Annotated in this window: 9 protein-coding genes and 1 pseudogene; 2 read left to right on the top strand and 8 right to left on the bottom strand. The window is 67.7% G+C overall.

Features of this window, described 5'->3' with window-relative positions:
• Nucleotides 1-32: 32 nt before the first annotated feature.
• Nucleotides 33-1,580: a proteasome ATPase gene (gene arc / locus JS533_RS03355; protein WP_241513113.1), complete on the bottom strand. Its 1,548-nt coding sequence runs from the start codon at nt 1,578-1,580 to the stop codon at nt 33-35.
• Nucleotides 1,577-2,275, bottom strand: coding sequence for a DedA family protein (locus JS533_RS03350; RefSeq protein ID WP_241513112.1), 699 nt, complete (start codon nt 2,273-2,275; stop codon nt 1,577-1,579). The genes arc and JS533_RS03350 overlap by 4 nt, the downstream gene beginning before the upstream one ends.
• Before the next feature lie 143 nt (nt 2,276-2,418).
• On the opposite strand from JS533_RS03350, the gene serB reads away from it, so the two are divergent.
• Complete coding sequence (gene serB, locus JS533_RS03345; protein ID WP_241513136.1) at nt 2,419-3,030, top strand: phosphoserine phosphatase SerB; 612 nt, start codon at nt 2,419-2,421, stop codon at nt 3,028-3,030.
• Nucleotides 3,031-3,105: 75 nt separating this feature from the next.
• Here serB and fmt read toward each other — a convergent pair whose 3' ends face one another.
• From fmt to rpoZ, 6 genes are all read right to left on the bottom strand, one after another.
• The gene (fmt, locus tag JS533_RS03340) at nt 3,106-4,077 is read right to left on the bottom strand and encodes a methionyl-tRNA formyltransferase (RefSeq protein ID WP_241513111.1); all 972 of its coding nucleotides are present in this window, start codon (nt 4,075-4,077) and stop codon (nt 3,106-3,108) included.
• 190 nt (nt 4,078-4,267) lie between these two features.
• Nucleotides 4,268-4,972, bottom strand: a complete 705-nt coding sequence (locus tag JS533_RS03335) for an HAD family hydrolase (RefSeq protein WP_241513135.1) — start codon at nt 4,970-4,972, stop codon at nt 4,268-4,270.
• Nucleotides 4,973-5,097: 125 nt separating this feature from the next.
• Nucleotides 5,098-7,365 carry a primosomal protein N' gene (locus JS533_RS03330; protein WP_241513110.1) on the bottom strand — a complete coding sequence of 756 codons (2,268 nt, stop codon included), beginning with the start codon at nt 7,363-7,365 and terminating at the stop codon, nt 5,098-5,100.
• Nucleotides 7,366-7,420: 55 nt separating this feature from the next.
• The gene (locus JS533_RS03325; protein ID WP_241513109.1) at nt 7,421-8,725 is read right to left on the bottom strand and encodes a class I SAM-dependent methyltransferase; all 1,305 of its coding nucleotides are present in this window, start codon (nt 8,723-8,725) and stop codon (nt 7,421-7,423) included.
• A gap of 273 nt (nt 8,726-8,998) precedes the next feature.
• Nucleotides 8,999-10,222, bottom strand: a complete 1,224-nt coding sequence (gene metK / locus JS533_RS03320) for a methionine adenosyltransferase (protein ID WP_241513108.1) — start codon at nt 10,220-10,222, stop codon at nt 8,999-9,001.
• A gap of 332 nt (nt 10,223-10,554) precedes the next feature.
• Nucleotides 10,555-10,839, bottom strand: a complete 285-nt coding sequence (gene rpoZ, locus JS533_RS03315) for a DNA-directed RNA polymerase subunit omega (protein WP_241513107.1) — start codon at nt 10,837-10,839, stop codon at nt 10,555-10,557.
• A gap of 179 nt (nt 10,840-11,018) precedes the next feature.
• Between rpoZ and JS533_RS03310 the strand changes: the two are divergent.
• Nucleotides 11,019-12,058: pseudogene (locus tag JS533_RS03310) on the top strand (D-2-hydroxyacid dehydrogenase family protein).
• The last annotated feature ends 7 nt before the right edge of the window (nt 12,059-12,065 follow it).

Below are 12,065 nucleotides of genomic sequence, written 5' to 3'. Positions count from 1 at the left end.
CCTTTCGTTACGTTCCCGTGCGCATCCGGCTGTCAGACGACCGGTCGGATGCGCACGATGCGCCCCGCGTCCATGCCGTTGATGCGGCTCCACTGCTCCGGATCGGCGTCGAGCACCGAGCCGCGGGTTTCCTCGAACTCGTCCTCGACGGCCTCGCCGAGCATCGCGGCGTTGAGCGCGACCGGCGTTCCGGAGACGATCGACGCCTTGACGGCCTTCGTCTTGGCCCGGTCGACGATGTTCTTGAGCATCGCGCCGGACGCCACGTCGGCGAGGAACACGGCCGACCAGGCGCCGCGGTCGTTCATCACGTCGCACAGGTGCCGTCGTTCGTCGCGTGCGTATACGTCGCCGACGAGCACCCGGGTGAGCGCGTCGGAGTCCGCCCCGTCCTCCAGCGGCAGGTCGTCGGTCAGATAGTGCCGTACGATCGCGCGCGCCTGTGCGGCCCCGGGACGGTCGATGCGTATCTTCACGTCGAGCCGGCCCGGCCGCAGCACCGCCGGGTCGATCATGTCGATGCGGTTGGACGCGCCGATCACCATCACGTTGTCAAGCCGTTCCACGCCGTCGAGCTCGGCCAGGAACTGCGGCACGATCGTCGTCTCCACGTCCGAGGAGACGCCGGAGCCGCGCGTACGCAGCAGCGAGTCCATCTCGTCGATGAACACGATGACGGGCCGTCCGTCGGCGGCGCGTTCGCGGGCGCGTTTGAAGATGAGCCTGATGAGACGCTCGGATTCGCCGACGAACTTGTTGAGCAGCTCCGGGCCCTTGACGGACAGGAACACGCCGGATCCCGCACCGGAGCCGGCGGCGAGCGCATGAGCGACGGCCTTGGCGATGAGCGTCTTGCCGTTGCCGGGCGGGCCGTACAGCAGCACGCCCTTGGGCGGGTTGAGGTCGTAGCGTTCGAAGAGCGCGCGGTGCAGGAACGGCAGCTGCACGGCGTCGCGGATGCGTTCGATCTGCTCGTCGAGGCCGCCGATGTCGTCGAACGTGACGTCCGGGGTCTCCTCGAGCACGAGGTCGGCGTCGTCGGCCTCGGGCAGCGCTTCGAGCGCGAACCGTACGGACGGGTCGACGATGACGCGGTCCCCCGCGTTGATCGCGGCGGATGCGGACGCGAGCGAGCCGGCCCTGCGGACGAGCTGCGGGTTGCCGCTTGCGTCGGCGACGACGAGACGTCCGTCGGCGAGCGTCTCCTTGACCGTGCGGATCATGCCGAGCGTGTCGGTGCCGCGCTGTTCGACGAGCACCATGTTCTCGTTGAGCATGACGGTCGCGCCGGCGGTCAGCCTCGCCGCGTTCACGTTGGCGGCGACGGGCACGACGAGCCTGCGCGTGCCGTTGAGGATCTCGGCGCTGGCGTGCTGGACGCCGTCCTCGTCGGTATGCGACGAGTCCACCTTGACCATCGTGGCGAACGTGAGCGGCGGCTGGGCGAGCTGCGCCAGCTGCGACTTCGCCTTGGTGAGCTCCCTGCCGGCACGGGTGAGCGCCTGGGCGAGCGCGTGGTTCTTCTCCATCAGACGGTCGTTGAGTTCCGCCAGTTCCTCGGCGCTGCGCTCTTCGCTCATGATCTTCCCTTCCGATTGCGTTGCATCATCATGCTACGGATCTTGCGTGCGGCGAGCACGACGATGACCACGATGAAGACGGCGATGACCACGTCCTCGAACACGCCGAGCGCGCCGAGGATCGAACACCATTGGTCGCCGAGCAGGTAGCCGGCCGTCACGAGGATCGTGTTCCATACGGCGGAGCCGAGCAGCGTCCAGCCGGAGAACTGCAGGAAGTTCATGCGGTTGAATCCGGCGGGGATGGAGATGAGCGAACGGACGACGGGGATCACGCGGCCGAGCAGCACCGACCAGGTGCCGTACCTGGTGAACCAGTCGTTGGCCTTGTTCACGTCCTTGCGGCTCACGCCGGGGATCACGTCGGCCGCACGGTGGATGCGATGCAGGCCCACCCAACGGGAGATGCCGTAGAGCGCCCATGCTCCGAGCAGCGAGCCGACGGTGGCCCAGATGATCGCCTCGACGAGGTTCAGCGTGCCGCGCGCGGCGGTGAAGCCGGCCAACGGCAGGATGACCTCGCTGGGAATGGGCGGGAAGATCGATTCGAGGGCGATGGCGAGCGCCACGCCAAGGCCGCCCACTGTTTCCATCAGCGCGACGAGCCAGTCGGTGATCGCGCCGATCAGACCGGTTTCGCCGGTGGAGCAGACGGGGATTTCGGAGACTGCGAGCAGAGTGCCGGAAAAAGTCATAGGGGCCATTGTCCCAACGTTTTTCGACAATCGGTGGCATGTGCAGCGAAACCTTGCAAGACCTTGACACCCGCAACGACGCCGACGGCGCCTGTTCCGGCGGGCGGAGCATCCCCTCCCTGTCACGCCCCGGACTGCTGGTGATGGACGTGGACTCCACGCTCATCGACGAGGAGGTGATCGACCAGCTGGGCGCGGCGGCCGGCTGCGGCGAGCGGATCGCCGCGGTGACGGAGCAGGCGATGCGGGGCGAATTGGATTTCGCCGAGGCGCTGCGCGCCCGTGTGGCTTTATTGGAGGGGCTTCCGGAGTCGATCTTCCGTCGGGTGCATGACTCGCTGCATTTCACGACCGGCGCGCTTGATCTGATCGACGCGCTGCATGCGCACGGTTGGAAGGTGGGCGTGGTCTCCGGCGGCTTCCACGAAGTGGTGGATATGCTCGCCGAGGACGCGAAGCTCGACCATTGGATCGCGAACCGGTTGGAGGTTGTGGACGGCCGGCTGACGGGCCGCGTGCTCGGCGAGATCGTCACCAAGGACGTCAAGCTGCGCTCGTTGAAGACGTGGGCCGGCGAGCTCGGCGTGCCGATGGCGCAGACCGTGGCCGTGGGCGACGGCGCGAACGACATTCCGATGATCCAGGCCGCCGGGCTCGGCGTCGCCTTCTGCGCGAAGCCGAAGACCCGGGCAGCCGCGCCGCATGCGGTCGATGAGCGCGACCTGCGGCTCGTCCTCGATCTGTTGCGCCCGTGACCATGGCAGCGTAGCGGATGCACGATGGTCCCGTCCGCCGGCGAGCGGACGGGACCATCGACGTTCATGAACGGTTCACGCGCAGTGCGCCGTGGCGCCGAGCCGGGCGCCACGCGCCCAGTCGGCGGCCTTCATGGCCTTTTTGCCCTGAGCCTTGACCTCGAGCAGTTCGAGCGGATCGGACAGGGTGCCGACCCACACGTTCTTCTTGCCGGCGTGCAGCACGCCCGCGGCAAGATCCTTCGGCACGTTCGGGTTCTCCATGTCGGCCGGCTGGGCGCGCAGCACGTGCAGCACGGCCGCCTCCGCGCCGTCCGCATCGTCGGCGTGCAGTTCGCACCAGGCGCCCGGGTTCGGCGTGCACGCGCGGATCTGGCAGTCCACGTCGTCGACGGGGGCGTCGAAGACGATATGCGCGTTCTCGACGGTGATCTTGTCGGCCTTCGGATAGTCGCCCTCCTGCTGGGCGACGGCGGCCGCACGCCCGGCCTCGACGGCCTGCATGGCGCGCACGAGCACGCTCGAACCGCTGTCGGCGAGCCGTGAGAGCAGTTCGCCGGCGGTTTCGTGGCGGCCGATGTCGGTGCCGCACTGGGAGACGATCGGACCGGCGTCCATCGCGCGCGTGATGCGGAACACCGTGACGCCCGTGGACTTGTCGCCCGCCCAGATGGCGCGCTGCACGGGGGCGGCTCCGCGCCACTGGGGCAGCATGGAGAAGTGCAGGTTGTACCAGCCGAGCGGCAGCGCGTCGAGCACCTCCTGGCTGAGGATCTTGCCATAGGCGACCACGGCGGCGGCCTGGGCGCCGGTGGCGGCCAGCTCGTGCACGAAGCATTCCTCGGACGGGTCGGATTCGATGACGGGCAGGTCGAGTTCGAGCGCGGCCTGCTTGACCGGGTTCGGAGTAAGTCTGCGACCGCGGCCGACGGGCGCGTCCGGGCGGGTGAGCACGGCCACGATCTCGAAGTGCTCGGTGTCGGCGGCCAGCGCGCGCAGCGACGGCACTGCCACGTCGGGGCTGCCGGCGAACAGGATTTTCAGCATGGTGTCCTCCCTCGAAACATGTCACGTCATCACACGATGCGGCTCAACGACATCGGAAACGCTACCGGATGCGGTCCGCGATCCGCAAACGACATTCCGCGCCCTCCTGTCGGCGAAGAGCGCGATGACGACATACTACTCCCCGCTGAGACAGCGCATGGCCTCGACCACGCGGCACGGCGCACGACGGCTACTGCACGGCGGGGATGTCCACGCCCTGCGCGATGAGGATCTCGCGCAGCTTGCGCGAGTCGGAGAAGCGGATGCCGCGGATGCCGGCCTCGTTCGCGCCGACGATGTTCATGGCCTTGTCGTCGATGAACACGCTGGTTTCGGCCTTGATGCCGAAGTCCTTGAGCGCCGCCTCGTAGATCTCCTTGTGCGGCTTGCGCAGTTTGACGAAGCCGGAGACGAGCTTGCCGTCGAGCTGCTGGAGGATCCTGCAGTTCTCCTCGGCGCAGTGGAACAGCTCCTTCTCCCAGTTCGACAGGCCCCACACGCCGATGCCGGCGGCCTTGAGGTCGTTGACGAGCACGCGCATGCCGGGCACGATGCCGGTCAGGGAGTCCTCGAAGTTGTCGACGTAGTACTGCAGGATGTCGGCCCATTTGTCGCCGTGCGTCTCGCGCATCCACGCGACGCCCTCGGCCGGGGTCGCGCCGGCGTCCATGAGGTCGTTGCCGTCGTAGAAGCCGGATATGTCGTTGTCGAGGAACTGGTCGATGGTCTCCTGGCTGTATCGCGCGATGAGCGCGGCGGTCGGATCCCAGTAGATGAGCACGTTGCCGAAGTCGAAGATCACGTCGGTGATCGGTTTGCCCGCGGCGGACGCGGCATTGCCGTCCGCCATGAGCACGTCATGTTCCATATCCGGCTCTCCCGGCCAACCCTTCATATGGTCCTCCATTCCAACCATGAACGTCGGTATGTTCCATCGCTATCGTCCCACGCCGCGCCGACCGGACGCGCACGTTCCGGCCGTAGCGGACGCACGCGGCGGACGGCCCCGTCGGGGACCGGTCAGATCAGGTCCTTCGGATCGAGGCGGAACCTCAGTTCCCCCGGCTCGCGCGCGGCGACGTGCCGCGAGACGATCGTGCGCAGCCGTGTCGCCAGTTCCGTCCTGCGCGACTGGGCGACGCGCACCACGGCCTTGACCCGGTCCGCCGTGTCGTCGAATTCGCGGGCGTTGACGGTGACCGGCTGCGGAATCGGCACGGGGCCGAGCATGGCGGGCATGTCCTCGCCGCCGACGCTCACCGTGCCCCATTCGCCGCCGGGCAGCGCGCCGAGACGCCCCACGGCCTGCATCACCGCGTCGCGTCGCCCCCATACGCAGGCGGCGGCGAGCGCCGGCGGCAGACCGGTCTGCACGCGCTCCTCGATCTCCTTGGCGGCCAGCAGCCGCGAATCCCAGAGCATCAGCGACTGGGCGATCGCCGGATCGGTCTCGCCGATGAGCAGTCCCTGACCGCCTCGCGAACGCGGCGCGCACAGGGCCATCGGGCGCATCCAGTTGGCCAGCGCGTCCGGCCGCGCGTCCACACCGGGCGCGTACAGGCTGGTCCATGCGTCGAGGATCGCCACGGCCCGGTATTCGTGTCCTGCGGCTCCGTCGTTGCCGTCGACCGGCAGCACGCGCGGCTCGCAGCCGGGAGTCGCGATGACGATCTGCGGACGGCAGGGAATCGTTTCGATGAGTCCGCGCGGCTGGCTGCGCGACGAGACGATGATCGGCACGCCGCGGAACAGTCCGGCGAGCTCCTGCGCGGTGCCGGCCGCGCCGACGCGCACGACGCGCAGCCGGTCGCCGCCGCAGCCGGGGCATGTCCAGTCGACGACGGCCGCGCCGCACCAGCGGCAGCGCACGCCGTTCGTGCGAGGATCGTGTTCGAGCGGTCCGGTGCAGCGCGGACAGCGCGCCTGGCGGTGGCAGCGGGCGCAGCTCAGCGCTTCGGTGATGCCGTCGGCGGGGATGGACAGCAGTACGGGCCCGCGTTCGAGCGCCTTGGTAAGGATGCGCACGGCGGTGTGGGGCACGCGCGCGCCGATGCTCGGGTCGGCGAGCCGGGCGAGTTCGTCGCGGTTGAGCCAGCGGATCCACGGGCTTTGCTCTTTGACGACGGCGGGCAGCGGGTGCACCGCCGTGCTGAAGCCGCTGGTGGGGGTCTCCTTCACCGAGGACGGGTCGCCGTCGCCGTTCGTCTCCCACTGGCTGATCGGGCTGCGTACGTTGGCAAGGCTGACGAACACGCCGCCGTGGGCTTTGGCACGCAGCCTGAGCACGCCGCGCGCGTTCGGATACGGCATGAAGCCGTCCATGTTCTGGTAGGCGAGGTCGTCGACGATGGCGAACAGCGCCGGCCCTTCGACCGGCGCGTACATCGCGGACCGCGCGCCGATCGCGCAGCGCACCTGTCCGGTGGCGACGGCCCTGTAGGCGCGGTAGCGTTCGGCCGGCGGCATGGCACTGCCTTCAAGGATCGCGAAATCGCCGCTGTAGCCGCCGTTGGCCGCATGGTTCGGCGCAAACGGCCGCAGTCCGTAGTCGTGCGCGAGCACCGCGGCGAGGTCGTCGACCTCGCGGTTCGTCGGCAGCACGGCGACGGCCGGCTTGCCGGCGAGCAACGCGGTCATGATCATCCATGCCAGATCGCGCGCCCATCGTGCGGCTCCGGGCAGCGCGTCGACGACGAACGAGGCGAAACCGGTGCCGTCGAGCGCGTCGCGCAACCGCCGCGCATTGTCATATGACCGGGCGAACCGGGCGAAACCGGCATCACGGGCCTCCTCCTGCGTCTGCGTGAACCGCCGGCGTCCCTGCCACGCGCCGGATTCGGCGAGCCGCTGCTCCTGGTCGACGCGGGCCACGCGCGCCGGCACGGCGAAGCGCAGGATGTTGGCGCGCGTGCCGCCGTATGCGTCGGCGATGAGCTCGACGTCGCGGCGCATCGCCGCGGAGACGAGCGGCTCGGGGGTGAGCACGCGTTCGATGTAGCGCAGGGAGGAGGACGGCGTGTCGCTGGAGTCGACGCGGTTCCAGATGATGCCGCTCACCCGCTGCCCCCCGAAGCGCACGCGCACCATCGCGCCGGGACGGGCATCTTCGGATTGCTTCTCGTCGACGAGATAGTCGAACGTGCGGCCCAGATGGGTGGCCTGCACGTCGAGCACGACCTGCGCGATCGGCCTGTCGGCGGCGGATTCCCGTTCGGTCGGCGCGCGACGGCGGCGCTTGCGCGGGGCGAGCCCGTCAAGCGCCAGCTGTTCGGCGTGCGGCGTGGTCATAGGTCACCGTTCTACCATATGGCGGCCGCAGGCACACGGCCATCGTGCGTCCGGCTCAGGCCTTCCACCACGGACGCAGCGGATACCACTTGCCGTCCGGATGGCCGACGCGGTCGGGCTTGACGGCGAGGAACTGGTGCACCTGGATGCCGTCGATCTCGAAGTTGAGCGCGCAGGCGGCCATGTACAGGCCCCACACCTTCGCACGCTCGAATCCGACCTCCTTGACGGCCTCGTCCCAGTGCTCGGACAGGTTATGGTTCCAGTGATGCAGGGTGAGCGCGTAATGCTGGCGCAGGTTCTCCTGATGCACCACGTTGAAGCCGGCGTCGTGGATGCAGCTTTCGATGAATCCGGGCGCGCCGAGATCGCCGTCGGGGAAGATGTACCGGTCGAGGAACTCGTCGGTGCCGGGCTTGCCGTTCGGCTTGTCGTGGCTGATGGTGATCTGGTGGTTGAGCAGACGGCCGCAGGGCTTCAGGAGCTTGAACATCTCCTCGAAGTAGCTCTGGTAGTTCTTGACGCCCACGTGTTCCATCATGCCGATCGAGCAGATGCCGTCGAAGTCGCGTTCGGGCACGTCGCGGTAGTCCATCACGCGCAGTTCGGCCAGATCCTCCAGTCCCTCGCGGCGAATCCACTCCTGGCCGTATTCGATCTGCTCCTTCGACAGCGACACGCCGAGCGCCTTGATGCCGCGCTTGGCGGCTTCGATCACCAGCGAACCCCAGCCGCAGCCGATGTCGAGCAGACGGTCGCCGGGCTTCAATCCCAGCTTGTCGAGCACGAGCCGGATCTTGTTGAGCTGCGCCTCCTCGAGGCTGGCGCCCTCTTCGGGGAACACGGCGCAGGTGTAGGTCATCGTGGGGCCGAGGAAGTTGCGGTAGAAGTCGTTGGACAGGTCGTAGTGGAAGCTCACGGTCTCGCTGTCGGCCTTTTCGGTGTGCGGCAGCAGGCCGGACTTGATGCGCGCGAACTTGGACGGGCCTTCGGTGGCCGGCACGGGCGCCTTGCGGATGCCGTGGCTGAGGACCGAGCCGGCGACCTTGGCGACCGACAACGGAGAGAGCGGCCTGACATACGGGGCCAGCGACAGCAGCTGACGCAGTTGCGGGTATGGGTCCGCGTAGTCGATGCCGTCGATGTCGAAGTCGCCGAGCACGTAGGCGCGCACCGCGCCGATCTCGTTCGGATGCTCGAGCAGCTGGTAGACGGCGTTCGGGGTCTTGACCCGTACGGTCAGCTCGGCGGTGCCCGGTCCGAACGTGGAGCCGTCGAACGCCTCGACGCGCAGCAGCTGATTGGGTTCGATGAATTCGCCGACCATTTCGGCGACGGTCATGCTTTTGCCATAGCTCATGGCTCGCCTCTTTCTTCTTGCTTCGGATATGTCCGTTCGTGCTGCGTGGTGCCGCACACATGCCGCACACGTGCCGCTCATGTCCGCGTCCGCGCGTTCCCTCGTAGCGAAAACGCCTGCCGCGAAACACATTCACGGCAGGCGCCATAGTCTGTCATTTTGGTTATATCCCGACGTGCACACGTCGGACGTGCACACGTCGGACGTGCACACGTCGACTCGGTCGGGGCCGTCGGCATGGGCACCGATGCAGCCGCCCCGACCGGTGGCGGGTCACTCGGCTTCGGCCTCGATCGCATCCTTGAGCGCGTCGGCCTTGTCGGTGCGCTCCCAGGTGAAGTCCTTGTCCTCGCGGCCGAAGTGACCGTAGGAGGCGGTCTTCGAGTAGATCGGGCGCAGCAGGTCGAGCTCGTCGATGATCGCGGCCGGACGCAGGTCGAACACCTCGCGCACGGCCTTCTGGATCTGTTCGCGGGTCACGCCGCCGATCTCGGTGCCGTACGTCTCGACGTTCACGCTCACCGGGTCGGCCACGCCGATCGCGTACGCGACCTGCACCTCGACCTTGTGCGCAAGTCCCGCGGCGACGATGTTCTTGGCGACCCAGCGCGCGGCGTACGCGGCGGAACGGTCGACCTTGCTCGGGTCCTTGCCGGAGAACGCGCCGCCGCCGTGGTGGGCGGCGCCGCCGTATGTGTCGACGATGATCTTGCGGCCGGTCAGGCCCGAGTCGGCGGCCGGACCGCCGAGCACGAACGAACCGGTCGGGTTGACGAGCACGCGATAGTCGTCGTGCTCGACCTTGTCGCCGAGCACCTCATCGAGCACCGGCTTGATGACGTGCTCGACCAGCTGAGCCTCGAGCCAGTCGTGCGTGGCTTCGGGGTCGTGCTGCGTGGAGATGAGCACCGTGTCGAGACGCACGGCGCGGTCGTTCTCGTCGTATTCGATGGTGACCTGCGTCTTGCCGTCCGGGCGCAGATGCGCGACCTCGCCGCTCTTGCGCACCTGCGCAAGGCGGTAGGCAAGGCGGTGGGCCAGATGGATCGGCAGCGGCATCATCACGTCGGTCTCGTCGGTCGCATAGCCGAACATGACGCCCTGGTCGCCGGCGCCCTGCGCCTCGTAGCGCTCCTCGCGGGAGGCCTCGGATTCCTGCTCGTGGCTCAGGCGGGAGACGCCCTGGTTGATCTCCGCGCTCTGCCCGGTGATCGAGACGAGCACGCCACACGAGTCGGCGTCGAGGCCGACCTCGCTGCTCGTGTAGCCGATGCGGCGCACCACGTCGCGCACGACGTGCTGGACCTCGCAGTAGCCTTCGCTGTTGACCTCGCCGAAGATCAGGAACTGCCCGACGCCGGCCACGGTCTCCACGGCGACGTGCGAGTGGATGTCCTGCCTGAGCAGATCGTCCAGAATGGCATCCGAGATCTGGTCGCAGATCTTGTCGGGATGCCCCTCGGTCACTGATTCGGCGGAGATCAATCGTCGTTCCATGTATCGCACCTCTTGTTGCTGCCCGCCTGTGTCCCCCGTTCGTCCCGCACCGACGGGACGGCGGGAGAACATGTCATACGCAGAAAATAATACGCCCCATCGAAGAGGCGCCGGGAGGATTTCGTCTCCGGCACCGTTTTCGATGGGGCGTATACGTTATAATTCGTCGCGGTTCGGTTTGAATCGTTTACAAAACGCGCTCCGCCGCCGGTCCGCCAAGATCGGCATCCGAACAGACACCGTCCGCAATGCGAACGGTTCCGCGGACGCGCCACGTCTTTCCGTGCGATCGGGCCGGCGAACGACCGTTCGGCGACCGGATGACCGGACGATCAGTTGCCTTCGCTCAGATCGTCCTCGCCGAGGGTCTCCTCGAGCAGACCGTCGTTGATCTCGCGGAACGCGATGGACAGCGGCTTCTCCTGGTTCTGGTATTCGACCAGCGGGCCGACGTTCTGCAGCAGGCCCTCGTTGAGCTGGGTGAAGTAGGAGTTGATCTGGCGGGCGCGCTTGGCGGCGAAGATCGCCAGGGCGTACTTCGAATCGGCATGCTCCATCAGATCGTCGATCGGCGGATTCGCAAGTCCCTGCGGGCGGGGATCGGTGCCAAAAGCCATAGTATTGTTCTCCGAATCATCAAATTAGCATTACAGCTATTCCAACCGTGCAAGTATACCCCGACCCCTTGTCTTCCGCATCGTTCCGGCACTGCGCCGGCATCGCTCCATCCCGCCCGCATTCCGGCGGACCGTTTCGTCGGCGCCGTCGGACATGGAACGGGTCTACTGTGAAGGGCATGAGCGAAATCGAGCCAGCATCCACCAGCCAAGCCACCATCGAAACGCAACCCGAACGCACCGACCTGCCGTTGGCGGTGATGCCAACGGTCATCTCCTCGATGGTCGAGCCGTTCCGGAAGAACCTGCCGCTGTTGCGCGACGTGGCGCGCGTGCGCATGTACACGGACTGCACGATGGACGAGGAGACGATCCTGAGCCGCACGGCCGACGCGGACGCGGTGATGGTGATCGGATTCCACATCCCCGACCCGATGCTCGACCGGTTCTGCGGATTCGACGGCGGCGCTGGCCACGTGCGCTGCTTCGCATTCGGGGCACCGGCGTGGCCAGCTACATCGACCTGAACCGGACCCATGAACGCGGCGTGCGCGTATGCAACATCGTCCACTACGGCGATCACGCGGTCGCGGAGCACACGTTCGCGCTGCTGCTGGAGTTGGCCCGCGAGGTCGGCCGGCTGGACCGGGAGGTGAAGGCCGGCGACTGGACGGGCGCGGACGGCTACGCGCTGCATGGCAAAACGATCGGCCTGGTCGGCTTCGGCGGCATCGGACAGGCCGTGGCGCGCATCGCGAACGGCTTCGGCATGCATGTGGCCGTTTGGAACTCGCATGTCGATCCGATGGCCGCGGCCGGGCTCGGCGTGGATCTGGTCGACGACATGGGCGACCTGATGGAACGCGCGGACATCGTCAGCCTGCATCTGCCGCTGCTCGATCAGACGGCCGGCATCGTCACGATCCGCGAGCTCGACCGGATGCGCCCCGGCACGCTGTTCGTCAACACGGCCCGCGCCGAGATCATCGAACCGGGCGCGCTGACCGCGCGTCTGCTGCGCGGCGACGTCCGTGCGGCGCTCGACGTGTACGAGCGCGAGCCGCTGCCGGCCGACGATCCGCTGCGTCGTGTGCCGGGCATCGTCCTCACCCCGCACGTCGCATGGCGCAACGACGAGGCGTACGTGGGTCTGACCCGTCAGGTCGTCGAATCGGTCCGCTCGTTCTTCGCCGGCGGCGAGTTCAACGTCGCCAACTGACCGGGCC

It is taken from the genome of Bifidobacterium amazonense (genome assembly GCF_018555435.2).
In the GTDB taxonomy this organism is placed as follows: Bacteria; Actinomycetota; Actinomycetes; order Actinomycetales; family Bifidobacteriaceae; genus Bifidobacterium; species Bifidobacterium amazonense.
This window is presented reverse-complemented; position numbering and strand designations above follow the sequence as displayed.